General features: G+C 57.9%; 15 protein-coding genes and 9 pseudogenes. 16 read left to right on the top strand and 8 right to left on the bottom strand.

Annotated features, from left to right (window positions below):
• Positions 1–184 precede the first annotated feature (184 nt).
• From GWE18_RS31610 to GWE18_RS31580, 7 genes and pseudogenes are all read left to right on the top strand, one after another.
• The gene (locus tag GWE18_RS31610; RefSeq protein WP_342804313.1) at positions 185–430 is read left to right on the top strand and encodes a hypothetical protein; all 246 of its coding nucleotides are present in this window, start codon (positions 185–187) and stop codon (positions 428–430) included.
• Positions 431–627: 197 nt separating this feature from the next.
• Entirely contained in the window at positions 628–807 is a 180-nt protein-coding gene (locus GWE18_RS31605; RefSeq protein WP_275189617.1) for a hypothetical protein, read from the top strand.
• 4 nt (positions 808–811) lie between these two features.
• Positions 812–1,034 (top strand): annotated as a pseudogene (nifT, locus tag GWE18_RS31600) (putative nitrogen fixation protein NifT).
• Complete coding sequence (locus GWE18_RS31595) at positions 1,031–1,165, top strand: hypothetical protein (protein WP_256441740.1); 135 nt, start codon at positions 1,031–1,033, stop codon at positions 1,163–1,165. Before nifT ends, GWE18_RS31595 begins: the two are co-directional and overlap by 4 nt.
• Positions 1,162–1,389: a hypothetical protein gene (locus GWE18_RS31590; protein ID WP_057849738.1), complete on the top strand. Its 228-nt coding sequence runs from the start codon at positions 1,162–1,164 to the stop codon at positions 1,387–1,389. The genes GWE18_RS31595 and GWE18_RS31590 overlap by 4 nt, the downstream gene beginning before the upstream one ends.
• 609 nt (positions 1,390–1,998) lie before the next feature.
• Positions 1,999–2,583, top strand: a complete 585-nt coding sequence (locus GWE18_RS31585) for a hypothetical protein (protein ID WP_275189616.1) — start codon at positions 1,999–2,001, stop codon at positions 2,581–2,583.
• A gap of 264 nt (positions 2,584–2,847) precedes the next feature.
• Positions 2,848–3,131: pseudogene (locus tag GWE18_RS31580) on the top strand (DDE-type integrase/transposase/recombinase); the annotation flags it as partial.
• 320 nt (positions 3,132–3,451) lie between these two features.
• Here the strand turns inward: GWE18_RS31580 and GWE18_RS31575 are convergent.
• Positions 3,452–4,106: pseudogene (locus GWE18_RS31575) on the bottom strand (IS630 family transposase); the annotation flags it as partial.
• Positions 4,107–4,133: 27 nt separating this feature from the next.
• Here GWE18_RS31575 and GWE18_RS31570 point away from each other — a divergent pair.
• Positions 4,134–5,012 carry a hypothetical protein gene (locus GWE18_RS31570; protein WP_275189615.1) on the top strand — a complete coding sequence of 293 codons (879 nt, stop codon included), beginning with the start codon at positions 4,134–4,136 and terminating at the stop codon, positions 5,010–5,012.
• Positions 5,013–5,072: 60 nt separating this feature from the next.
• Here the strand turns inward: GWE18_RS31570 and tnpB are convergent, their stop codons facing one another.
• Together tnpB and GWE18_RS31560 are read right to left on the bottom strand one after the other, a co-directional pair.
• Positions 5,073–5,393: an IS66 family insertion sequence element accessory protein TnpB gene (gene tnpB / locus GWE18_RS31565; RefSeq protein ID WP_275189614.1), complete on the bottom strand. Its 321-nt coding sequence runs from the start codon at positions 5,391–5,393 to the stop codon at positions 5,073–5,075.
• Positions 5,390–5,839 carry a transposase gene (locus GWE18_RS31560; protein ID WP_275189658.1) on the bottom strand — a complete coding sequence of 150 codons (450 nt, stop codon included), beginning with the start codon at positions 5,837–5,839 and terminating at the stop codon, positions 5,390–5,392. The genes tnpB and GWE18_RS31560 overlap by 4 nt, the downstream gene beginning before the upstream one ends.
• 1,240 nt (positions 5,840–7,079) lie before the next feature.
• On the opposite strand from GWE18_RS31560, the gene GWE18_RS31555 reads away from it, so the two are divergent.
• From GWE18_RS31555 to GWE18_RS31545, 3 genes and pseudogenes are all read left to right on the top strand, one after another.
• Complete coding sequence (locus tag GWE18_RS31555) at positions 7,080–7,265, top strand: hypothetical protein (RefSeq protein WP_145963793.1); 186 nt, start codon at positions 7,080–7,082, stop codon at positions 7,263–7,265.
• 272 nt (positions 7,266–7,537) lie between these two features.
• Positions 7,538–8,014, top strand: a complete 477-nt coding sequence (locus tag GWE18_RS31550) for an Lrp/AsnC family transcriptional regulator (RefSeq protein WP_108523191.1) — start codon at positions 7,538–7,540, stop codon at positions 8,012–8,014.
• Positions 8,015–8,221: 207 nt separating this feature from the next.
• A pseudogene (locus GWE18_RS31545) lies at positions 8,222–8,482 on the top strand (transposase); the annotation flags it as partial.
• 2 nt (positions 8,483–8,484) lie between these two features.
• On the opposite strand, the gene GWE18_RS31540 reads toward GWE18_RS31545, so the two are convergent.
• Positions 8,485–9,825 carry an IS110 family transposase gene (locus GWE18_RS31540; protein WP_275189613.1) on the bottom strand — a complete coding sequence of 447 codons (1,341 nt, stop codon included), beginning with the start codon at positions 9,823–9,825 and terminating at the stop codon, positions 8,485–8,487.
• Positions 9,826–10,122: 297 nt separating this feature from the next.
• Here GWE18_RS31540 and GWE18_RS31535 point away from each other — a divergent pair.
• Positions 10,123–10,923: pseudogene (locus GWE18_RS31535) on the top strand (IS3 family transposase); the annotation flags it as partial.
• Positions 10,924–14,413: 3,490 nt separating this feature from the next.
• Here GWE18_RS31535 and GWE18_RS31530 read toward each other — a convergent pair.
• Both GWE18_RS31530 and GWE18_RS31525 read right to left on the bottom strand, forming a co-directional pair.
• Entirely contained in the window at positions 14,414–14,659 is a 246-nt protein-coding gene (locus GWE18_RS31530; protein WP_275189612.1) for a hypothetical protein, read from the bottom strand.
• Positions 14,660–15,690: 1,031 nt separating this feature from the next.
• A pseudogene (locus tag GWE18_RS31525) lies at positions 15,691–16,243 on the bottom strand (FkbM family methyltransferase); the annotation flags it as partial.
• 481 nt (positions 16,244–16,724) lie between these two features.
• Here GWE18_RS31525 and gmd point away from each other — a divergent pair.
• Positions 16,725–17,810 carry a GDP-mannose 4,6-dehydratase gene (gene gmd, locus GWE18_RS31520; protein ID WP_275189610.1) on the top strand — a complete coding sequence of 362 codons (1,086 nt, stop codon included), beginning with the start codon at positions 16,725–16,727 and terminating at the stop codon, positions 17,808–17,810.
• Complete coding sequence (locus GWE18_RS31515; protein WP_275189609.1) at positions 17,791–18,792, top strand: GDP-L-fucose synthase; 1,002 nt, start codon at positions 17,791–17,793, stop codon at positions 18,790–18,792. The genes gmd and GWE18_RS31515 overlap by 20 nt, the downstream gene beginning before the upstream one ends.
• Positions 18,793–18,944: 152 nt before the next feature.
• Here GWE18_RS31515 and GWE18_RS31510 read toward each other — a convergent pair.
• Positions 18,945–19,278 (bottom strand): annotated as a pseudogene (locus tag GWE18_RS31510) (6-carboxytetrahydropterin synthase).
• Between the two features lie 352 nt (positions 19,279–19,630).
• The gene (locus GWE18_RS31505; protein WP_275189608.1) at positions 19,631–20,944 is read right to left on the bottom strand and encodes an LLM class flavin-dependent oxidoreductase; all 1,314 of its coding nucleotides are present in this window, start codon (positions 20,942–20,944) and stop codon (positions 19,631–19,633) included.
• 1,953 nt (positions 20,945–22,897) lie between these two features.
• On the opposite strand from GWE18_RS31505, the pseudogene GWE18_RS31500 reads away from it, so the two are divergent.
• Together GWE18_RS31500 and GWE18_RS31495 are read left to right on the top strand one after the other, a co-directional pair.
• Positions 22,898–23,660: pseudogene (locus GWE18_RS31500) on the top strand (hypothetical protein).
• Positions 23,661–23,720: 60 nt separating this feature from the next.
• Positions 23,721–24,392: pseudogene (locus tag GWE18_RS31495) on the top strand (hypothetical protein).
• Positions 24,393–24,764: the final 372 nt, after the last annotated feature.

The raw sequence follows: 24,764 nt of genomic DNA, 5'->3' as shown, positions 1-24,764 counted from the left end.
CGTGTCCGTTGAGTAACCCCTCCGAAGGGAGCTTAGACGCATTACTCTTGGCGCGTTGGCGTGCCGCCGACCCCAGCGCTGGTGTCCCATCGTCTTGGCGCGGCGCGCGCGAACTAGGTCTTCGCCGAAAAGTCGTCGTTCTCCGACTGTAGGCGCCTTATCGGACGCGAACAGTTTTGTTCACGTGGGTGACAATCAATATGTGCTTGACCCTCGGCAGCACCCCGACAAGTGGACGCTGAATGAGGAGGGAAAATGGCAGCGGGCGGACAAGCCTCGACTATATCTCTCCAAAGCTGAGAGTAGTGATGACGAAAACGAAGAAAGCGTCGAGGAATATTCCGGCGAAGAATATATCGAAACGGATTCGTCTGGGGATGATCCTTCTTGGTACTTCGATCCGCTCAATTTAGTCCCGGTGACCGGCTAGCAGAAGTCGCGCCAGGTGCGGCTTGGACTGAAAGTGGCCGACTTCTCATAGCCGCATGCACCGGGGCGAAAGTGGGGCTGCAACGGGAGCGCCCGCCACGCGCGGGCGTGCTGCTGATGTGACGCGCGAGCGGATATAGATTCGGAATCGGCACAGGCTCGGGTCAGCTTGCAGCTCCGGCTCAATGGAAGCATCGCATGTGCTGCGCGAGGAATGTGCCGGCGACGAGCCTGCGGGGCGCGATCCGCTTTCCGCTTTCGCGTGAAACCACGATCGGAGAGATCGATCAGCTCTTGCGCGCGCTGTCCGGCATCGTGGCGCGCTTGCGCGCTGGACGCTCGCAGTCCTGCGGGCAATGTCCTTCGAACCAGAGTTGATCTTATGAAAGTCATGATTGCCGCTCGCCCGAGGCTGGCCTGTCGATTTACGTGCCGAAGAAGGACCTCGAAGAGTCGGTCGCTTGGATCGGAGCACGACACGCTGTGGGGCGGGTGGATAAGAATAGCCAATGGCTGGGTGCTCGATCTGCCTGAGATGGCGAGTGACACGCCGTTGCCGATCACGTAAATGCCAGGAACGTGGTGAGGACGGGGATGACCGATGAAGACGACCCCGCTCAATGCGAGCGACGCGGAGATGATCCTCATTGGCCTCGGCCTCAGGCAGCGTGCCCGCAGCATTATTCCCTATCTCGGCCCTTGCCTCACCGAGTTGTCCAAAGCGATGTGCCGATGACGCCGGAGGCCTTGGCTACCTTCTTCGCCGGCAACGTCGCGCTGCCCCGCCGGACCAAGGGCAATGTCTGCGCGTCGGCGCAGTACATCGAGACCAACAAACATCGCTCAGCCTTGACGGCACTGATGGCGCAGGCTTTTGCCCCACCGGTCGAGCTGACGGCACTTTATCATTATCTCGCGGCGCTGTTTCTGTTAAATGCGACCGTCTGGAATGATGATTAGGGCAATTCCATCCAATCGTCTATGCGTCAGTCCGGGCCACCATCCGAGCCATTGGCCTGAAGCGGGCGTGAGCAGTAGATCTTATAGACCTGGGCTCGGCCTGTCCCGAACCATCTCTGCCAACCGGAGAGCAGAGCAATTCCCCGAAGTTGCTGAGAACGCGCTCAAGCAGCAGCAGGCTCGGAAGAAACAAGACGAACAATGGCGCGAACGTCAGAGGGGTCACACTCGAGAATGATCGGGGTAGCCGGGTTCGAAGCGAAGATGTGGCGCACGACCTGACGCACAAAGAAAGAAGAGACGTGGTGAGACAATAACGCCAATGAAGGTAAAACACCCGTCTTGGTAAGATCGCCGAAAACAATCGAGCTGCTCTATTGCTGGGCTAATGGCACAGGATCTCATTCCCGGAGTCCAGAAGATCGAGTTGGGAACGCGGGCGCGGGTACAGCTGTGTCCCGAAACTCGTCAGCTTCCTGACAGCTAAGCTCCCTAACATGAGAACGTGGTCTCTTGACGACGGATGCCGCCGATGGGTCAACTGGTGACAAGCCCAAGGAAAGCTCTGGCGGATTTGAGCCCACGTTCTCAAACCAATAGGAGAGCTGTATGGATTTCAACCGGATCGACGGTGCTGGGTCTCCAGGGTCCCCAAGTGCCTACGAGTGGACTCAAGAAGATCATGACCTATTTAGTCGAGTGATGAATGAAGCCGGGCCGTCCTCGTCTGCCGAGCCAGACAAGACGGTATATGATGTCTCATGGGCCGTTCCCGAAATGTTTTCGCACGGCTCCCAAGTCGCCCCGCTCCGAATGATCGAGAAACTGACCCACCACGGTCTCCTGCCCGACTCGGAGCAGCCGACGATGAGCTACGAGATCCGGGGTCACCTCTACACGGCCGCATTGGATCCGTCTCAGAGCGTACGCCTCATTCATAACCCACCGGAAGCTCAAATGCCGCGACTCGGGTCGACGGGGGCGCCAGATTTCGGAGCGTTCTTCATTGAGACCCGGCGTGGTCGTGTGCCCCGCCCGGAGCAATGGGCCCCGCTGGCGCTTATTGAAAAGCTGCGCGAACATGGGCTCATGCCTACCGCAGACCACCCAACAACCATTTCGCTCGGCAGCAAGCTTTATAACGCCGAGCTAAAAGAAGGAGGGTTCGTTAGGCTTACGCGCCGCCAGACCTGAAATCTATGCGGTGGCTGAGCCAACTTGGCTGGGCGGGAGCCCTCCGGTCCAGCCGGCTTCTACTACATAGACAATTCACCGTTCCCCACTAACTGTCCGCATCGCCAGCGGGTGCGCATTTTGTCGAACCCGCTGGCAGCTGGCGAGCATGAACGCTGTGGCAGTTGAGTGGCTGCGCAAGCTGATGGCGGTCCGGCGGATTTCCTGAATGCAGTACCGGCCAATAGCGATGCTGCGGTAGCGCTCGCGATCGCGCTCCTGCCATATGGCGCTACTCGCAGGGAGATGGGGCTAAGCATCAAGCATCGGCAGCATAGAGGATTAAACATCGAACAGAGAATTCCCACCAGCCCGCTCGCCGAAGAGAGCGGCAGATGAAGCGCTTCAAATCGGCACGACAGGCGCAGCGCTTTCTTTCTATCCACGATCCCATCGCGAACCTGTTTCACCTAAGGCCCCATCGCTTGACTGCTAGCACCTATCGCGAAGCCCATGGGGTCGCCTTCGAGACATGGGCGGACATCACCTCGGTCGCGCTCGCTGCCTGAAAACTATGCTCTTCCCCGCCCAAGATCCGTCGGATGCCCGTTAACGTGACGATGCCCTTCCTCATGCTCTCTAAGCCGGGTAACACCTGCGCCCGTCAGCTTGTCATCAGCTTGTCTGAGTATCATGCAGCCCGACGCGCTTGCGAAGAGACTTCGCCGAAGGGAAACGCGAATCGCCATGTATAATCGAATTAGTGGCTCATCCACACGCGCTAGCCAAGCTGACGAACCGAACCAGTCGGTGGATAGCGACGCCTTACGGAAACGCTTGCGGGCATGCCGTCCCAATCGGCGCCGGATCCCCATGCTAGTACCCGGAATCAGAGCTGAGTGATACGGCGGCCTTTGAATCTGCGTTGACGGACTTTTTTCTTGGTCCAGACGAAGGGCTCGGCTTTGTCGTTGTAGGCGTCGACGTAGGCATCGATGTGTTCCTGCAGCTGCTTGAGGCTTGTGAAGGAGGTGCCGCTAAGCGACTGCCCCTGCAAGACCGAAAACCAAACCTCGACCTGATTGAGCTAGGATGCGCTTGTCGGCGTGAAATGAAATTTCACATTGGGGTGGGCCTTTAGCCAGTGCTCGTTCTTCTTGTGGGTGTTGAGGTTGTCGAGGATGACGTGAAGCTGGCGGTCCGGAAAAGCCGAGGTGACGCTGTCCATGAAGTCGAGGAACTCGACACGGCGCCGCCGTTTTGAATGCATCGCGATGATCTTTCCGGTCGCAACCTCGAGCGCCGCAAACAGCGTTGTCGTGCCATGCACGCGTGTAATCGTGGCTCTGACCGGTCAAGGCGCGACCATTGGGCAACTTCAGATAACCTTGCGCTCGCTCCAAAGCCTGGATTGAAGGCTTTTCGTCCACGCATAGCACGATAGCCTTCTCGGGCGGGGCGACGTAGAGGCCGACAACATCGACGGCTTTGGCCGTGAAGTTCGGGTCATTGCTCTCGCACCCGGACTTGCGAGCCACGAGGTCATCCGTGCTCCCCGCGTCGACGCCGCCGTGGCGCAAGCGTTCCTCACAGCGCTGGCGCCGGCCGAGATCGACGCGTTGTCGTGCGCTCGTCGCGCTCAGCAACAGACGTACAAAGCAATACGGAGCAATGCCGAGCAGCAGCTCGAGCGCCGGCGCTACGAATCAGCGCTCGCCGAACGTCAGTTCAACCGCGTCGATCCTGACAACCGGCTTGTCGCCGCCGAGCTCGAGCGCCGTTGGGAGGAGGCTCTGAAGGAGGTCCGAGCGGCAGAGGAGGTCCTGGCCCGTTTGGAGTCTCCCCAGGCTATCGCTCAGATCACCGTCGGCAACAAGGCGCTGAACGACAAAGTCGTCCGCCTCTCCGGCCGTCTGCCTGCGATCTGGACAGACCCGAGCACGACCGACGCAAAACGCAAGGCGCTGCTGCGCTGTCTCATTGACAAGGTGATCCTCGACCGCGGCGAGCACGACGTCGTCAGGGTGAGGATCGTCTGGCGCGGCGGAGCTGTCACCGAGATCGAGGTAAAGATGCGTGTCAACTCAGTAGCGAGTCTCACCCAAGGCGCGGAGATGCGAGAACGCGTGCTCAAGCTCGCCCGCACCAAGATGCACGACGAGGAGATCGCTGCCATGTTGACGAACGAAGGACACCGGTCACCAAATTGCCCCGACAAAGTGCTGCCGATCACCGTCCAGCGCATTCGCTTGCACGCCGGCCTCAAGGGGGCTTACCGAGCAACGTACGCGATGGCGGCATTCACCGGACTTGCTCAGCGCCCAGCAACTCGCCGGCGTATTGAACATTCCAGTGAACTGGCTGTACGTTCAGATCAGGCAAAGGCGCCTTTTGATCGATCGTCACTCTTCCGGCGCGCACCTGTTCTCCAACACGTCGCACGTGATTGAGGCTGTTCGAAAACTACGCAATCACGCGTTCGATCATCTTGATCTCAGAATCACTGAGCCTCACGAGGAGGGGCATTCGCATGGATAGTCGAGCAGCATTGCGAGCTGCGTCGCACTTAGATGCACCACGCCGTCGCGGACGGGCGGCCAGGTAAAGCGTCCCTGGTGCAGCCACTTCGTCACCAGCACCATGCCGCTGCAGTCCCACGCCAGAAGCTTCACTCTGTCCATACGCTTGCTGCGGAACACGAAGACGTCGCCGCAATACGGATTCGCGCGCAGCGCTTCGCTCACCAGCGCCGACAGCGTGTGCACCGACTTGCGGAAATCGACCGGCTGTGTCGCCAGCACCACCTTGAGGTCGGACCGTAGCGCAATCACCGGATGCCCCGAAGCGCTGCCAGCACGGTCGACAGCGTCGCCAGCTCCACGCCCGGCTCGCCCCGGATGCGCGCCCCGCTCACCTCGATCTCGATCACCCCGCAGGCCTTGGCCCGCGGCGCGCTGATCTCCAAAGGCTTCGTTTGTACCGGCGAAATACGCTCGGACTCGCCTGCTGTCCCGCCACCGCTCTCGGCACCAATTTGGATCGGCACGAAGTTTGGCGGCTTGCCCGCTACCGCCGCCGCAACTTGGCGTCGCCACACCGTAAGCAGCCCGCGGGAAACGCCATTGCGCCGCGCCACCTCGGAGATGTTCGCACCCTCCTCAAAGCTCTCCGCCACGATCCGGGCCTTCTCCTCGCCCGTCCACCGTCGCCGTCGGCGCTCCCCGGTGATCACCTCGACGCGGCGATAAGAGTCACCTTCCTGCCTGGCATCAAGCATGGCATTTGCCATCGCGCCACCTCCACAGATCAGCTCATGCCAAGCTGTATCGCAGGTGAACCTCGCGATGGCGAGGTGGGGGCCTCATGCCGGTTACCGTAGAAAGCGATATGGTGCACTCCTTCCATCCAGACGACCATGATCGGAAGAAATGTGGAGAGTAAGCATTTCTCCGCCCCCGTAATGAAAAAGGAAGGCCGAGATCGACATCTCACACGCTCTGCCGGTAACACATGGCTCGCGTTAAAGCTTGTTCGCGTGCCTGTATTGGCAGTGGCGACTTCACGAGTGCTGCTACAAACCCATCGCATCCCGGCTGCTTGAATCCATCAAAAAAATGTACCAAAGCGCAGAAATTCCACGAAGATGCGCTGCTCATTGCATTAATCAAGATCTAAATATTCGTTAAACTCTGCAAACCTCGCAAAGCACTCCGATGGAGCGGGCCGCTTCGCCAACAAGGCGGACCTCAGACTTGGGATCGCTGCACCTCACCTGCGGGCATGGTGAAGCGGAAGACAATGTAGGGAGGCTATAGACGTAATGCCGACTGGAGGCGAACATGCGCAAAGCTTCCACCGTGGCTCGATTGAGAGCCTAAGATTTATGGTGGCCCCGAGATCGGCGCGCGAGGCCTGCATCTATCGATGCTATCTTGATGCCATGAATGCCACTGTCGGCCTGATCTTCCGGCCATCCTCAACACACCTGAAACGTTCGTGATGAAGGCGATTCAGTGTGCGGCTTCGCCGAGGATGACACTTTGATAAGTTTTCAAAGGTTAGTTCCACACTGTGTCGGCATCCATGAGTACTTCGATTGATGATAGCTTAAGTGAGATCAGATCAGTGCGCAATGAAATTTGGCGTTGTCGTAAGTTGCTTCAAAGCGAGTTGCCTGATGAGGAGCGAAAGCTCATCGAGCAACGCCTGGTTGAACAGTGTTCCGCCTTCGAACGGCTGTTAGCGACCATATTTCCTTTCACGTTGAGGCTCAAGTCAACTTCAGTACCTGTGCCGCTCAACACGTAACTAAGTCTACCGGCATGAGCCCCTCACCTCCATCCTTCGGCTCACCTGCGATCCGGCCTAGACTGAGTTCATCAGTGGAGGTGGAATGGCGGCAATGCGATGCATGATTTCAGGCAGGAAGTTGATTCCTATCGTTGCATCGAGGTCATCGCCCTGGGCCGCCGGCGGCAGCGCCCCAACGATGGATAGGCGAGGAGAAGGCCCGGAGCGTGGAGCAACGTTTTCAGAAGGATGCGAACATTGTAAGCGGTCTTTGGCGCAATCGCGTTGCCAGCGGCAAGGCCGAGATCGGCCGCCAGCTTGAGCAAATCCGTCAGCAAGTTAGAGCCGAGGGGCCCGCAATCTCCGGAACCCAAAAGCTTCGCAAGAGAAAGCAGAGCCAGCTTGAAATTTGAGCATAGGCCCTCCTTTAAACGAACGATCTTTGGCAAAGGTGGGGAGCAGCAGGTGATCGCACCAACGCCTCATACCATTCACACGTCGTCGTTAACGTTCACTGGCTGCTCTTCATCCGGCAGGATGATCAGCTCCTGGCGGAGCAGACTCACTACCAGCGGCCAAGACGGTGCGATGGCCCACGCGGTCATTCGTTGAAATCATCGCATGCATTTGGAATATTTTGGACGCCTTTCGGGATGAAATTCACCTCAAGGCCGGGGAGCCGATTATGCAATACGATCGGATAGACGCCCGCATCCTCGAGATTGTGCAAAAGAACAACCGCCTAACTTCCGAGGTGATCGGCGCACTAGCAGGGCTTTCTGCTACCGCGTGTCAACGACGACTGAAGAGGCTCCGTTCGGAGGGCATTATCGAGGCCGATGTTTCAATCGTTTCGCCGAAAGCGGTGGGCAGACCTATTCAAATGCTGGTGCTGGTGACCATGGAGCGAGAGCGTTCAGATATAATCGATAGATTCAAGAAGGCCATCAGATCGTCCGTTGAGATCGTCAACGGCTTCTACGTCACCGGCGACGCGGATTTTGTCCTATACGTTACCGCGCCCACAATGGAAGATTATGAGGAGTTCACTCGGCGGTTCTTCTATGTGAACCCGGACATTAAGAGCTTCAAGACGATGGTCGTATTGGATCGCGTAAAGGCGGGCTTTGCTGTTCCCGTTGAAGCACCATCCGAGAATTGACAACACGCTGATGCAGGCGTTTCACCCCGCGGATCGACGCGTTTGCGCGCTTTTCATCACTTAACGCGCATAGAAACCGCGGATGCTATCGCTTTCTGCTTGTATGCTGATGAGGAAGGGAGAGCCGGCCCCACCAATCTGAACGATGCGATAAGTGGAGTTTCTGCCTGACGGCGGGCAAGATTGGCCCGCGAATCAGGAGAGACGATGAGCAGACGAGCACGCCGGAACCACACACCGGCTTTCAAGGCGAAGGTGGCGCTGGCCGCCGTCAAGGGCGACCGAACACTGGCTCAGCTGGCGGAGCGGTTCGACATCCACCCCAATCAGATCGCATCATGGAAAGCGCAGCTTGAGGGCGGGGCCGCCGACGTGTTCGGCCCTGGGGGCGGCAACGCGGTGGCGCTACCCGCCATCGATGTGAAGTCGCTGCACGCCAAGATTGGGGAACTGACGCTGGAGAACGATTCCTAAGAAACGGCACCAGCTCCCGGTTCCAAGGGCTGCAGAACAAAGCCGAATGTCTTGGCACGTCGGTGCAAATTGTTGATCACTCGCGTACGGTAGCGTGTCTCGTAGGACGAGGCGCCGGGATCGACGTAGTCCATTCCGTGACGGACAGCGTTGTAGAACAGGACTGCGATCTTGCGGGCCGTCGCGGTGACTGCCTTGGCCTTGCCGATGCGGGACGACAGTCTTCTATAAAAGGCGCCGAGCGCGGTGTCGGTGCGTCCGACGGTTACGGCAGCAAGGCGCAGAAGAGCTGCGGCCCGACCGCCGGACCGGCGCGTTCGTGACGAGAGCATTTTGCCCCCGGAGACCTTATTGCTCGGCGCCAACCCCAGCCAGGAGGTAAAATGCTTTGCACTTGGCCATGAGGTAAGGTCGTCGCCGCATTCTGCGATCAGCTTCAGCGAGAGGTAATGACCGAGGCCGTCGATGGTGGTGACGTCCTTTCCGAGCAGCCCAAACAACGACGCGCGGACGTCGAAAGCCAGAGCGTTCGCTTGATCGGTTCTGTTCCGACGCCGCGAGACCGGCGGCGCTGATCCATGATCATGACCCCTATGGATAATGAGTTCCTTCAACACAGCCTCGATTCGGACGTCGCAGGCAGATGCCTTCTCGTGGTAAGAGTCGTAAAGGGCGAGTGCCTGATCGAGCGCAAACAGATGCTCCGCGCGGTAGCTTCCGGTGAGCGCCTTCGCGATCGTCTCGACACTGGAGTGGCAACTGTAATGGCGCAAACACGCCAGCGCCTCAGGATCGCGCTCGCCGGCAAGGATCGCGCGAATGATGCGCAGGCCAGTCGTGCCCGTGATGTCGGCCACAACGTGGTGGAGTTGAAGATTCATCTCGGTCAATGCCTTTTGCATATGCTGGATGTGTGAGGCGGCGTATTCCAGCAGACGCTCACGCTGACGCACGTAGGCTCGCAGCTCCGCAATTTGCCCTTTGGGCCGAAAGCTCGCCCGCAGCAATCCGAACGAATGGAGCCGCTGCAGCCACTGCGCATCGCTGACATCGGTCTTGCGCCCCGGCACATGCTTGGCATCGCGCGCGTTGACAAGAAACACGGCAAATCCTCGTGCATCGAGAAGCTCAAAGATCGGAATCCAATAGACGCTGGTTGATTCCATGACGACGGTCTCGACGCCGCATTCCACAAACCACTTTACTAGTTGATCGAGATCGGCCGTGAAGGTGCCAAAACTGCGTACTGGCTCCAGTACGCGATCCGCTCCTACGGCAGCCATGTGCATAGTCGCACCAACATCGATGGCAGCCGCGTTCGGGTGCACCATGGGCATGGTACGGTCGACCTTGGACTTCGATTTCTCGGTTCATCTCCAATCCTCCTGCTGACAGGGCGGAAGGGCTGAGCTGCGCAATTGATCAGATTCCTAAACGGGATCGCCTATGCGGCGTCACCACTCTCAAGTCCGCAACAGCTCATGGACCAGGTTTTTTGACGGGGTTAAATGCCACCAAAATCGTATCGGCCGCTCCCTTCCGAACGCAGTCTATCGCCAACCCGTTTCTATCCCACAGGGGGCGTGCAGCGCCGAGATCAGTTTTTTAGAAGGAGCGCTCACTAAGGCGGGATTGCTGAGCGCAAAGCGATGATTGACCGTGCGCACGATCTGCCGATCACCCGGCAAGCGGAAGCTCTGAACATCAGCCGCGGCAGCGTCTATTATCTGCCGCGCCCGGTGTCGTCCGACGACCTCGCGATCATGCGACGGCTCGACCGGCTGCATCTGGAGTTTCCTTTCGCCGGTTCGCGAATGTTGCGAGGCCTGCTGGCTGCCGAGGGGTGCAAGATCGACCGCCGGCATGTCAAAACGCTGATGCGGCAGATGGGGATAGAGGCGCTCTACCGCCGTCCGCGCACCACCAAGCCCGAGCCCGGCCACAAGATCTATCCATATCTGCTGCGCGGCATGGAGATCACGCGGCCGAACCAGGTCTGGGCGATGGACATCACGTACATCCCGATGGCGCGTGGCTTTGTGTATCTCGCTGTCGTGCTGGATTGGGCGACCCGCCGGGTTCTGTCGTGGCGGCTGTCGATCACAATGGAAGCGGCATTCTGCGTCGAGACGCTGGAGGATGCTTTGGCGCGTCACGGCAAGCCGGAGATATTCAACACCGATCAGGGCTCGCAGTTCACGGGCGCGGCATTCACCGGCGTGCTCGCCGACAACGGCGTCGCCATCAGCATGGACGGCCGGGGTGCCTGGCGTGACAACGTGTTCGTCGAGCGCCTTGGCGCAGCGTCAAGTACGAGGAGGTGTATCTGCCGGCTACGACAGCGTCAGCGAGGCCCGTGCTTCGATCGGAGCCTTGACGGCGCGACGCCCGATCAAGCTTACTTCACCACGCTGCCTCTCCGCTTGGCAGCCTAACCTCGGCAGAGGCTCCACTTATCGATGCGGAAAATCTGTTCAGACAACCGGGCCCAGCTCAGGGTTCGAAAAGCTTCCGTGCTCCCTTTCGGTGCGACAGCAAGCGATAGGTGTGCCGTACCTGCCAGCTGAGCGGACGACCTCCACTTTGATCAGCGCCTTTGAGTTGAGCCTCTCCCGTCGTTCAACTTCACGGAAAAACGCCGAGGTCATTACCTAATCTCGCGCAGAAACTTTCAAGCAGCACAATGCTGACGGTCGATTGCCTCGTTTCGAACCGACTGATCATCCGGACTGAAATACATGCTGCCGATGCACCATCGCCAAGCGTAAGCCCGCTCTCGAGCCGGGCACGCCGAATGGCAGCCCCCCTTCTCATCGATCGGCGCCTTTGCGGTCGCGCAGCGGTAGGCGGAAGCCGCTCCGGCACGCTTCCTTCTTAAGCTTACTCGGGCGCTTCCAATCCGCTCGCTTGACTTACCCAACTCGGCGTCCCCCGCAGAAATTGCTTGCACAAGATTTGACGGCTAGACGCTTCGCGACTAGCAACGCTCGTTTGTCGCCATTGGTTCTCCTCGCCGATCCACAACAGTGCTCCGGCTTGAGATCGCGTCGAGGACATTCGCCCGAAGCTCCAGAAACGTTCATCGAAATTTTTATCGGCAGTCCTTAGCCAAAGGTGACGGATCCGACCGAGAGGACCGCACCATGTTTGGCTCGGTACGATAGGCCGTTCCGGCAACGAATGCGAGACTACTAAGGCCCGACAACCCTTCGAATGTCATGATGCGGTGCTCGATCAATGTGATTGCAACATTCATCTCCTTCGAGAGCAAGCGGAGTAGACACTCGACGCACCTCACCTACTCCGATGTTAGGGGGTTAAGCGTGCCACACGCAGCCATCACGAATGTCCGATTCCTCGAGCCCCAGCCTTCTCGTCGTCATAGCTTCGATTAGCGCATCGATCTGGTGCTTGGTCGTGCCCGGCGTGACGACCAGGTGGCTGACGTCCTGCGTCGCAATCTACCACTTGGTCTTGATGCATTCTCCAACGGGAGGGAAGACCACGGTCAGCGCATCGGGATTGCGCCACGCTCTCACGCCATGGGCATTTAGCTCTTCGGCTGCGTAGGCCGCGAGTTGCTCACATTGACGGAAGGTTCGCTTGATCCCTCCGATACCTAGGCTGCGGATCGCATACCAGAGAACAATCGGGGTACCCTTTCGGTTTCCGCTCGCCTGTACTCTGGAACGCTCCCGAGCAGGAACTTCATCATCCGCGCGTCGTTCCGATGCATTTTGTCGGTCTGCCACAGAAGCGCGCCTTTGTCGCCGTTATCGAAATATGCCGCTTCGATTGGTGTATGGATCGCCGCAGTAATGCTCGATGAACCCGCTGAATGGCGCAAGTAGCGCTCCGGCTCCGGATAGAGCCACCTAGATAAGGGGCACATTGTAAAAGCCGTCGTCAGAATGGCGTTGACACTCGATTGGCTCTCAGGGGCGACGGTCTTGATCGATTCGTTCTCACTAGACGCGGATTTCATCATTACACCTATGTCGAGAACCGTGCGAACAGCACCGGTCCGCAAGCGTAACGAAGCACAGCGGAAATGCGTTGAGAGGCTTAGAAACCCAAAAAGCTCCCAATGCTCCGCAGCTCGCGATTCCCCTTCAATTGCAACTTCGGACTTCTGCGACCGGCTTGGCCCTACTGCCACCTGGCGCGGTGCAGGATTTGAGCCACTGCGACGCAACCGCAAATTGGCTGTTTTTTTCGCTCGCGATGTCGCATTCGCAACAGCTTGGCGGCTTCTAGACAAGAGGCGCGTTTGCTTTCGTACGGAAGCGCGCGCGCAGGCCAAGGCGAATTGCGACTCGGCAGCCCGACGGGCGCCCACCGCCTCGATCATCTCTGGCTTGGCTGTTGCTTGCGGCGTCGCTCTCACCACGTTGCGTATCCGGCAGTTTACATAGCTTGTTCGATGTTGGATCTAACGGCGCCATCGCTATTGCGAGCGTGGGCATCATCGCGCGAAACCCGGATAACGGCAGCTAGTCGTGACCTATCAGGCGCTCCCTTTTCACGGTTTCCTGATTGAGAGACCCACATGATGACCGGCATCTCAGCTCACGTTCGATCAGAAAGGGCTCGGTGAAGGACCTTGTCTGGTCGGATCGCGGAGAGGGCAGCGGGGCGCTACGGAGTCATAGACATTAAGCTTCTTATCGGAGTCAAAGCGCCCACTCGCTACTAGAACAGAAGAATATTCTTCAATTGCAAGGCAACCTCGATGAGGTCTCGTTTGGCCTTCCAGCATTTAGCTGACGAGATGCATCACGCGCCTCGAAATCGCACGGCTAGTGCTAGAATTCCTCCAACAAATGGACGATAGATTCCATTTATGGTTCGACTGCCGAAACTAGTAGGCTTTTCCGGGTTGACAATCTCAGCCTCGAAGACCCCGCTCTGATCATTCGTCCTGACACTGACATCTTGAAAATCCAAGAATTCACCAGTTGCCGGCGCATATGATTTGTATACGGCTTCCTTTATTGCGAAGAACAATTTCGGGCCGAAGCGACTGCTGGACCACTCCTTACGCTCGATTTCCTCGGAGGTGCACACGAGCGGCAAAAGGTCCGCTCCTAGCGGTTCTTGATCTTCAATGTCCAACCCCAGAGCGAGCACAGTGTTGGACTTTCCAGCAACAGCTCCGCAATCAGACGAAGAGTGGGAAATGCTGCCGACGACTCCCGAAGGCCAAAGAGGAGCCCGATCCACTCTCGACAAAATCGGAACAGGAGCGAAACCCAATTTGCGCAAGACCTCATGAGCGTGATGCCGTCCCCAGGCGAACTCACGCCGACGACGAAGCGAGACGTTCCCCAACATGTCGTCTTCGGCCGGAAATGGGAGGGGGACCGGGTCACATATCGATCCGCCGGAAAAGCTGATGTCATTTGCCAAAGCTGCGCCGATAGCAGCCCCTAACGTCGTTAGCGTTTTCATAGGTTGGACCAACCTTTGTTCTGGAACAATGTGAAGCTGCAGATCTGAGCTCGCTTTACGTTAGCTAGCCTGAGATCGCAGGCCGCTCAAGGCCCGCAGCATCCGAGACGAAGTCATGCTCTGCGACGCTCGATATTTCGACGGCAGGATCGGACCGATCGAGCGTGCATCGGACGAGCTCTGCGCTGACGCGACCCGCTTTCGAGATCGACAGCCCTCGCGCCACACCTGGCTGGCCGAATTGCATCACCGTTGTCGGAGCTGTCGCAGAGTGCTCAGAGTGGACGGGTACGGCCTTCAACAATTCCGGTGAGGCAGAGGTCGGGGCGGATTGGTACCCTGCTTGTGGACGTCGAGCAGAATTATGCAGTCTATGTGGAACCTAACCTGTCGGTCCTACCCTCCATTATGATGCCGGACCAACGAGGGCGACTTTGTGCTGCGCGCTCGTGCGGGGAGCTCCATTCCGTTCGCTCACTGCATTTGATCCGTGGCGCGACCGATGAACTCGAGCACCGACTGCGCCTTGTGGATCTCGCGTGCGAAGCAATTGAAGATTCGGGTCGCAGATTCAAGCGTGACGACAAGTCCAACCTCCTCGCATGATAGCTCAAAATGATGCGCAACCTGTTCGTTGGTAGGTGCAATGCCACTTTGCAGCGAGCTGATCGCTAATGATGCGAGCATGTGCTCGACCACGTCTTTTTCGGCCTGAGTCAAGACATGCTTCCTTTCTGAATGTTGGCTCGCCTGTCGGCGAAGTTGTGGTCGCCGTTGAAAGACCGGCCAAAGCCGCTCCGCCTCCGCGCCTGTGTTGCCACGACGGTCACATCATGCGGGCTCAGGAAACTTGGGCGAAACAGCTTCCGTCGACTTCTAGACTCTACTTCTGGGGCTGCGGTAAGCAGAGTAAGGCTCAAAGACGACCCTGCGCATACGATCTCGGAAGTTCGAGACGTCTGCCGGATCCGCAGCCTCACCCATTGGGGCGCTTCGCCGTGACACGACCTCCAAAGCGGCGACGTCGACTTCTGCACGCATGGCGGGAGTCCGAAATTACACGACCATGATGACCATGCCGGCGCAACCGCCGGCCCCCGGTGAGCAGCGGACTGAGGTTTCCCAACATGCTCCACGAAACGAGGAGAAGGCAGCAAGCATCACAGTAGTTCAGCTCCTTCGCAGCGATACCGCACTTCCTAAAGAATACGGCGCCCTCGCCACCTGCATATCAAGATCGGCTGAGAAGATCGCAACGTGCCACGCGGCCCAGCCAATGCGGCGCACGCCTCACCCACATGGGTGACTCTGCCTAAGGGTGGCCGGCCCTCCGAAGCGCTTGCACGGACTGATCTACCTCCCACGTCGCACCACTACGAGCCCTCTTACGAGCCCTCTTGGATTTGTGGATCTTTCCTTGACTCCGATCTGTTTCTGCCTGCCAACACGCGAAGTGACTCAGCCTCTCGAAGCACACTGAATGAAAGCGTCACGAGGATGCTCGAGAAGACACGAATCCCTCAATGGGAACGTTGCGTGGCACTCGTTTGAGTTGCTAATGATGGCTTTAGTCAGCATTTTTTCAAGCCTACAACCTGACGCTACGTGAGATTCAAGCTGTTTTTGTTGGGCCTGCGGCTTTTCGGGATTTGGGTACTTGCGAGTTCTTATCGAAGAGCTGGTCGCAGGCGAGTGAGGGTTCATCGCCGGACGAACGAAGGTAACAGGTCAAGATTGGCTTGCAGGGACTACTGCCCTTCATAGAGCTCCTGGTCGCTGCATTCCGTGTAGACGAAGCGCGTGTTGCTCAAGGTATTCCTGCCGCCAGCGATCACATCGGACTCGGCTCCCTGCACGTCCATCCAGATGAAATCGATGCGTTTTAAGTTCGCCTCACTGCACCAATCATCCAACCGTCGAGTTTCAACTGAGATGGGATGATCAAACCGAACCCAGTCATGTTCCACGAGATGATTCTTGGGTCGGCGTATTGAGCCAGAGAGATCCCATTCCTTCGCATCTCCATTTCCATTGCTTGGATGGAAATCGACCCTGCCATTTCGGTCACTGACCGCGATCTCGAATAGCTTCACTTTGTCGAGGTACAGATCCATGTTTTTCTTGAAGCGAGCAGCCGCTCGGGGATCTGGCTCAAAGCAGTAGAGCTGAGCCTGCGGGCAGAGCTCGAGAAACTTTCGCGTATCGGTTCCGTCGTTGCAGCCGATGTCCAAGATAACGCGATCCGGCTTTTGGAAGAAGAGAAGCAATCTGCCGATGTACTGTTAAGGATGATGTGGGTTCCATGGAAATATGCGGCCTCTTAGAAAAAGGCCTGCCGAAGCCTAGCCAGCAGTCCTGTCGAGAACTTTTGGAGCGCTCGGCAGCTGCCTACTTACAGGGCCTCGCGGAGGTCCGTTGAACTTTGTCCTTGAATTCTCGATTACACGCACCCCCTTCCTGCGCAATGTATATCAATGTATATATAGTGTATGCGCCGGCCTGACGATAAAGCGGATGGATTATGCGCGCCTCTCGATCAACTCGTGGCTTTTAGGATGCGTCGCCAGCGTATTTCGGGCTCTTCAATAGGCGCGTCGTACCATGTCATTGCTGTCGAATTGCAAAGTAGCTCGTCACAATCGCACCACAGCACAAGGCAAAGGGCGGGCTCCAGCTTTCATTGCCCCGGCCGATGCTGACTCGGCGGCCTAACCGCCTGATTTGAATCGACTTTCAGTTAGACTTCGCAAATGACGGCCTTCCCTTGCGCATAACCGGAGAGAGAATGACGGCTCAGGATTCACAGCGGCGCGTGGCGCTGATCACCGGCGTCACCGGCCAGGACGGGGCCTATCTTGCCGAATATCTGCTCGGCCTCGGCTATGAGGTCCACGGCATCAAGCGGCGGTCGTCCTCATTCAACACCGCGCGCATCGATCACCTCTACCAGGATCCGCATTCCCGCAATGTGCCGTTCCTGCTGCATTACGGTGACATGACCGACTCGACCAATTTGATCCGGCTGATGCAGCAGATCAGGCCGACCGAGATCTACAACCTCGCTGCCCAGAGCCATGTCGGCGTCAGTTTTGAGAGCCCGGAATATACCGCCAACGCCGACGGCATTGGCGTGCTGCGGCTGCTGGAAGCGATCCGGATCCTCGGCATGGAAAAGGAGACGCGGTTCTATCAGGCGTCGACCTCCGAACTCTACGGCCTCGTCCAGGAGGTGCCGCAGAGGGAATCCACGCCGTTCTACCCGCGTTCGCCTTACGGCGTCGCCAAGCTGTACGGCTACTGGATCACGGTGAATTACCGCGAGGCCTATGGCATGTTTGCCTCGAACGGTATCCTGTTCAACCATGAGAGCCCGATCCGCGGCGAGACGTTTGTCACCCGCAAGATCACGCGCAGCGTCGCCCGCATTGAGACCGGCCTGGAAGAGGTGCTCTATCTCGGCAATCTCGAAGCCAAGCGCGACTGGGGCCATGCGCGGGATTATGTCGAGGGCATGCACAGGATCCTGCAGGCCGATGTGCCCGACGATTTCGTGCTCGCGACCGGCGAAACCCGTTCGGTGCGCGAATTCGTCGAGCTGGCGTTTGCCGAAGTCGGCCGCCGCATCGAATGGCGCGGCAAGGGCGTCGAGGAAACCGGCGTCGACGCCAAGTCCGGCAAGACGGTCCTGCGCATCGATCCGGTCTATTTCCGGCCGACCGAAGTCGATCTCCTGGTCGGCGATGCCAGCAAGGCGCGCGAGAAGCTCGGCTGGAAGCCCAGGACGTCGTTCGCCCAACTGGTCAAGGAAATGGTCGCAAGCGATCTCCATGACGCAAGGCGGGAGGTGGCCAATGGCAAGCCTTCCGTTTGAGCTGAAAGGCAAGACGGTCTACGTCGCCGGCCATCGCGGCATCGTCGGTTCCGCACTGGCGCGCCGGCTGGGGCGTGAAGATGTCGAACTGCTGACAACGACCCGCAATGAAGTCGATCTGCGTGATCAGGGGGTAGTCAACCAATGGTTCGCCGCCAGACGTCCGCAGGTGGTGTTTCTCGCTGCCGCCAAGGTCGGCGGCATCGTCGCCAACAACTCGCTTCGCGCCGAATTCCTCTACGACAACCTAGCGATCGCGACGAATGTGATCCATGCGGCGCATGTCAACGGAGCCGAGAAGCTGATGTTCCTCGGCTCCTCCTGCATCTACCCCAAGCTGGCGCCGCAGCCGCTGCGCGAGGATTCCATGTTGACCGGCCCACTGGAGCCGACCAACGAGCCATATGCGATTGCGAAGATCGCCGGGATCAAGATGGTGGAGGCCTATCGGAGACAGTATGGCGCCGACTTCATCAATGTGATGCCGACCAATCTCTATGGCCCCGGAGACAATTATCATCCCGAATATAGCCACGTCGTGGCTGCGTTGATCCGCCGTTTCCATGAGGCGAAGGCATCCGGCGCCAGCGAGGTCGTGGTCTGGGGCACCGGCACGCCACGGCGCGAATTCCTCTATGTCGACGATCTCGCGGATGCCTGCATCCATCTGATGAAGATCTATTCGGATAGCGAACTGGTCAATATCGGCACCGGCGAGGACATCACGATTGCCGAATTCGCCCGTGTCGTGGCCGCAACTGTCGGCTATACCGGCGAGATCAGCTTTGACACCTCGCGCCCCGACGGCACGCCGCGCAAGCTGCTCGATGTCTGCCACCTCACCGCGCTCGGCTGGCGAGCCCGCACCTCGCTGAGGGAGGGAATTGCGTTGGCGTACCGAGCATATCTCAACGAGAGCCACTGGTCGCGGCAGAGTAGTCCTCCGCGTGCCGGACAAGCGAGCGTGATCCGGGACCCATAAGCAATCGGCCTGTGAAGAATCTCCTAGCGCTTGAGCGGGAATCGATGGTTCGGGCAGAAGGGGTTTTAGATGCACGCCTTTTTTTAAGCTTTAGGGCTCGAAGGATTGCAAATTCGACGACGAGAAGCAGGCCAAACAAGCTGCTTTTCTTGTCATCGTCCATCATATTCAGCCCAACAATCGGAGGTTTCGTAGGCTCGAACGGATAATATTTGATGAAGCTTGTGCTTCAATCTCTCCAAGATCAAAACGGCAATGTTCTCTGCCGTAGGATTCTCCAATCCCTCGACTTCGTTTAGGCATCAATGATCAAGTGCACTGATGATCTAGGTCAGAAAAGTCTACGACGAATCCGGTGACAGGATCCCTGGTCCATCGAGTTGCACCTCGACCCTATAGGAATGGCCGTGCACGCGGCTGCACCTATGTGTGGGCGGCACGTTCGGGAGCCGGTGAGCCGTTTCAAAAGGCTTGGGATATCTTCATCGAATGCGCAGATGCTTATAGGATTTCAATGCTCAGCCCAGTTCGGATAACTGAGTAGTACCCATGATTTCGCGTATGGATTGGGGCATCCATCAGCTAAAGGGGCAATTGGATTCAGGGGGTGCATTCGGCATCTACCCCGATCAACGTAGTCACCCAGAAAACTTAGACGCATAGCTTTGGGTTCGACTCCGCGTTCCCAGCTTCGCAGAGAAATCAATTGTAGGATTGGCGCGGCCAGCACACAAGCTTCTTAGGACTGTGAGCGATGCGTGGCCGATTTCCTCGGCCGTTGCCGGCCACTGAGGGCACCCGCCCATGAACTCGGCCAGATCCCATCGCGGCCCTCGCGTCAGTCGACCTTGGCCGACTTGGCGAAGGACTCGCGTGAAGCCATCGGAATGGCGCCTCCGCGGGTCGGGTCCGCGAAGGTGCCACCGGCCGAGGCGTAGTCCTTACCTGTACAACGCTCAAGGACGATGCCAATCGCCTCGACATTCGGGATGTCCGACTCGTGCAGCTCGGGCATCGAGGACTTGCGGGCAAGTGCCGCCTCTACGTAGGGAGCCAGCTCCTCTTCTTTACGTCGGACGCGCTCGTCTTCCCGCTCTTTCAGAGCAGGCATGACCTCTTTGGCGAACAGCTCAAGTGCCTCACAGATATGCTCGTGCTTATTCATGCCGCACTGCTGGATAAAGATCATCTGGTCGATACCGACATCAGCATACCCCATGAGATGCTCGCGAACACTCCTGGGCTGTCCGATGCTGCCTGAGCCTGGCGTCTCCTTCATCTCGTCCTTGATCGCTTGGAAGCGCCGCCACAAGTTCGTGCGCCCAGGGCGGTGTTCGCCAAATACAGCATAATGCGCGATCGAATAACCGAAGAACTTGAAACCATCGAGTCCTCGACGCATCGCTTCTTCGGCGTTCTCATGAACCATCATACCGTTGAGAGTGGCGATGTTGGCGTTTACCGAATGCCCAATGGGCACGCACTCATTGGACTTGATGATCTGATAATACTCGTCGCGCCACACTTTCGCTTGCGACGCCTCCACAAATCCAAAAACCAGCGCCCCTACCCCGTAACGCGCGGCACGCAAAATACTGTCGCGCCGTGAACACGCCATCCAGATCGGTGGGTGCGGCTTCTGGACCGGCTTTGGCACGATGTTACGGGTCGGCATTGTGAAGAATTGCCCGTCGTATCCGGGATACGGCTGCATCGTCATCATATTGGCGGTCTGCTCGACCCCTTCCCGCCACATGGCACTTTTCTGCTCGGGCTCGATCCCAAAGCCATGCATCTCGATCAGCGACGCGGATTCTCCGGTCCCCCACTCGGCGCGCCCCCCAGAGATCAAATCGAGCGTCGCCAGACGCTCCGCCACCCGTGCCGGATGGTTGTAATTCGGGGAGGACAGGCAAATGCCGTGACCAATGCGAATAGTCTTTGTACGCTGGGAGACAGCCCCCAGAAAGACCTCGGGTGCGGATGAGTGGGAGTACTCCTCGAGGAAATGATGCTCAACCTCCCACATGTGATCGAATCGGAGCCGATCGGCCAGTTCGATCTGCTCCAGCGCATCACTGAACAATTTTCGCTCGCTGCCGTCCTCCCAAGGACGCGGCAACTGGTGTTCATAAAACAGTCCAACCTTCATCCTTTTTCTCCTGGGGTACGATGGTCACCGAGCCGCTTCAGACATGGTGCCCAGCCCAGTGCCGCAGGGTGGTTCTGCGCCGCGGCCAGCAAATGTACTTCGTTCTCTCGGTTCAAAGCTCTTGCGCGCCAATCGAGCTCTCTCTTAACTCCAGCCGCCCGATCTGCTGGAACGGCTCGCCGCCCCCTCCACGAAGGTAGTGCACAGCGCCTCATTCGCGACCAATTCCGAAGCCACTGAAGGGCGGGCGCTCCCAGCTCGCCGCGACCGAGGCGCGATCTGGATGTGCCTCTCTGCCGACGATCAGACGCGATAGGACCAATGCCGCTGCTGGCCTAATGACAGGGGCACCACGACGGATGTGGCTTCAATCGGCGGTACAGCACTCAACAGTGCAGCAGTGATGGCATTGATTTGGATCAACTGAGCAAGTCTCATCTAAACTCCCGGGCCGGTGCCTGCGATACCGCCATTGTCGTGACGGATTCTTCACCGTCTCCCAGCAATCGGCGTGCCACAAGACCTTTTGTGCGAGGCTGCTTGAAGAAGAAACACCATGTGCTTCGCGTCACGCCGGCGGGCTACTAGCTGCGTAGTGTCGGGCCTGGAAATTACGTCTTCAACCGGACACGGCCGACCACGACAACACGTGCGTTAAACGACGACCCTGGGTCTCGTGCCGAACTCGAATGCCTGCTCGGGGATCATCTTGCCTCTGGCGACTTCACGGCCAGGGCGCTCGGCATCGCAGCATGATCTGGTATCTGGCAATTTGCGGCGGGGGCATCCAGTGGTGCTGGCGTTGGCCGTACAGGCTGCCGCATCACCGATGCTTGCCGGTTTATTGCGATCGTGGCTTGGCGAGAGGCCGCCTCTTCCGGCCACTTGCTGAAACCGTTCACCAGCGATGCTAGACTTTGGCTGTTAAACTCCTGAAGCGCTCCGCTTTCATCGCCCGAACATTCGGCCATTCTGATCGTTGCATTACGGCATTCGTCCATCGTTGAAGTGTCGACCGAATGATGATGCGAAGAACGAAAGGGCTCTGAGCCCGACTTCCTAATCAGAGCGTTATCAAGCCGCAACATACATGCAGCTATGCGCTCGCACGCTTCGATACCTGCCTGACCTCAGGCCTGCTGGCTCACCGCGTTGCATGTCGTGGCGCGATATCCCGGCGCGGATGTCTTCTTCGAAGCATGGCACGAATCTCAGTTAGTATCTGCGGCGGCCTTTTACAGGAACGTTGCCTGGTCCACGCCGACACCCCGGCCGGACACAACTGCCTATGCAGCGGGAGCGCGTCTCTTCGCGAGCTTCTGGTAGCTTGATCGCAGCGCGGGCGGTGCGCGACCTGCGCAATTGCAACTTACATCACCAAGCATTCAGCATTCGTATCATCCGACACTCCCCAGGCCACATGCGACTTTGCCCGCTTTCAGTGTCATTCCAATAACCGGCGAGAGCGCTTCCCATCCTGGTACAAGATGTACCTGAATGATCGGTCATCATCCGCAAGCGAGAAGGTCGACCTCGCAAGCATGCCGCTCGAATTGATTTCTCAAATGAGCCATGGACGCCTGCGTGGTAGCCTTGGTCATCGTTCTTCCAAGCCTACAACCTGACGCTACGTGAGATTCAAGCTGTTTGATGCTCATCCATATACGGCGACGTACTGCTGATGGTGGTCGCGGTGATCATCGCCGCAGTCGGCTTTTCCGAGAACGGCTCGTTCGCATGTTCACAAACCTGACGTGGAACACCGCTCACAGCAACTAGTCGTCCGTATCCCAACGTCACTGATGGCCTCGCATCAAGAAATCCCCACCAATCGCGTTGGTGACGCGTCAAAGATTCCACTATCCCTTGTTTCTGCCATCTTCGCATCCAAAGCAGAGATTTGCTGATTGCACACGTCGCGGTCGGCGGTAGCGAGTGCTTTAAGGGGATTCCATGACAAAGCCAGTTGTGATTGTGGTGGGTGCGGACAAGGGTGGGGTTGGCAAGACGACCGTATCCCGAACGCTATCCCGAACGCTTCTGGACTATTTCATACCACTAACGTGCAGACACGCGCATTCAATACTGAGTCACCGCGAGGAACGTTGAAGCGCTTCCACCCCGAGATAACCGAGATCGTCGACATGACCACGACTGCGGATCAGATGAAGATCTTCGACACACTTAACTCAGGGTTATCCGTCACGGTGATCGACGCCCGCGCAGGCTTGCTGTCTCCGGCGCTGGCATCCTTGCGCGACATCGGCTTTTTTTGGATGCCGCGCGGTCCGGCCAGATCACCTTTGCCGTATTCCACATCTTGGGATCATCCATCGCTTCCCGGGACGAGATCGCCGAGACCGCCAGTTTCATGACTGGTGCAACGTATTTTCTGGTCAAGAACTTCATGAACGACACTCAATTCTTCCAGTGGGACGAGTCAACCTACAACTCCTAGTTCCACCGTATCAAGAACGCGACCGAGCTGACGATCCCTAAGCTCAATGAGATGGCCTATGAGCAGGTCGAAGTTGCTTCCGTCCCGTTCGTCAACTTCGTAGCCAACAAGGGTCGGCACGACGATCTCGCGAACCACCCCTTCGTGCTGCGCGGCTATGTTCGGCACTGGCTCGCAAATGTCTGGCGCGAATATGATCGCATTAACTTGACCGACTTGGCCGGCGCCAAGTCAGTGACCCGCGGCGGCGAAAAATAGTCGCTCGTTCGGCGATTGAAGAACTGAACCACGTACGAAGTTCGCTTGATATTACTGGCAATGTTAGCCACGCCCGTTTACATCATCTGCTCTCCTATCCCGCAGGTCGGCAAGACCCTCGTCTCTCGCCTCATGAGCGAGTTCTTGCTGCTGAAGAACGGCACTGCGCTCTCGTTCGACATCAACCTGAAGGAGCCGTCACTGGTCGATTACCTCCCTAACATCACCTGAGACGGCGGATGTGATCGACACCTACGGCAAGATGCAGCTGATGGACCGGCTTATCCTGCACGACCGGGTGGCCAAGGTAATCGACCTCGGCTTCCATGCCTTTGATGAATTTTTCAAGATGTGCGAGGAGATCGGCTTCATCAAGGAGGCGCTCCGCCGCCGTGTTGCCCCCATCATCCTATTCGTCGCCGGCACCGACCGCGTCTCCTCGCGCAGCCATGAGATGCTGCGGTGGCGGATTCCGCCGGGGCGCTGGTCACCGTCCACAATGAATTCATGCTGCGCGGCGAGTTACCTGAAGCCATGGATGGCGCGCGCGTACTCCGGTTTTCGGCGCTACCGGTATTTCTAAAGACTTAGGTCGACCGACTGAGCTTTTCGTTCACGGGATATCTGCGCAACGAGAAGGATTCCTCCACCGAGTTGCATCAGTGGATCCGGCAGAATTACATCATGTTCCGCGATCTCGAATTGATGGCGATGCCACAGCCGTCGTCTTGAGTCGGGCTCCACATGGGGAGAATTCCCCCGATACGGAGTTCTTCACGTTGATCGTATTGCTTGCAGACATAATGCCCGAGCGGTTGGCGAGGCTGTTTGCTCGCTTCGTGTCGGGACGGCCTCGTGCGTGGCTTGGGCCAAAAAATCACATGGCGGGTACGCGGCAGATTTCTGGAGAAATCAACGCGGTCGCCATTAGCTCATTGTGGCCTTCTGAGACTCGTCAGCTTCTCATCAGGTAACTCTCCTAGCATGAGAACCTCGATATCTAGACGGCGACGTCATCAGGAAATGAACACCCGATTGCTTGATCTCGGAATCGGAGGGGCGTGGCGGCGGTCTCGGTCGCGGCAAACGATTGTTGATTGTCAG

Source organism: Bradyrhizobium sp. CSA112, assembly GCF_029051645.1.
Lineage (GTDB): Bacteria > Pseudomonadota > Alphaproteobacteria > Rhizobiales > Xanthobacteraceae > Bradyrhizobium.
Note: the sequence above shows the minus strand (reverse complement) of the source record. Positions and strands in the feature narration are given on the sequence as shown.

What these genes read in the sequence shown, in the direction of transcription:
- GWE18_RS31515 (WP_275189609.1), top strand. Translation starts at nt 17,791, where the DNA reads ATGGCAAGCCTTCCGTTTGAGCTGAAAGGCAAGACGGTCTACGTCGCC.
- GWE18_RS31590 (WP_057849738.1), top strand. Translation starts at nt 1,162, where the DNA reads ATGACGCCGGAGGCCTTGGCTACCTTCTTCGCCGGCAACGTCGCGCTG.
- GWE18_RS31605 (WP_275189617.1), top strand. Translation starts at nt 628, where the DNA reads ATGTGCTGCGCGAGGAATGTGCCGGCGACGAGCCTGCGGGGCGCGATC.
- GWE18_RS31585 (WP_275189616.1), top strand. Translation starts at nt 1,999, where the DNA reads ATGGATTTCAACCGGATCGACGGTGCTGGGTCTCCAGGGTCCCCAAGT.
- gmd (WP_275189610.1), top strand. Translation starts at nt 16,725, where the DNA reads ATGACGGCTCAGGATTCACAGCGGCGCGTGGCGCTGATCACCGGCGTC.
- GWE18_RS31505 (WP_275189608.1), bottom strand. Translation starts at nt 20,944, where the DNA reads ATGAAGGTTGGACTGTTTTATGAACACCAGTTGCCGCGTCCTTGGGAG.
- GWE18_RS31550 (WP_108523191.1), top strand. Translation starts at nt 7,538, where the DNA reads ATGCAATACGATCGGATAGACGCCCGCATCCTCGAGATTGTGCAAAAG.
- GWE18_RS31595 (WP_256441740.1), top strand. Translation starts at nt 1,031, where the DNA reads ATGAAGACGACCCCGCTCAATGCGAGCGACGCGGAGATGATCCTCATT.
- GWE18_RS31540 (WP_275189613.1), bottom strand. Translation starts at nt 9,825, where the DNA reads ATGCCCATGGTGCACCCGAACGCGGCTGCCATCGATGTTGGTGCGACT.
- GWE18_RS31560 (WP_275189658.1), bottom strand. Translation starts at nt 5,839, where the DNA reads ATGCTTGATGCCAGGCAGGAAGGTGACTCTTATCGCCGCGTCGAGGTG.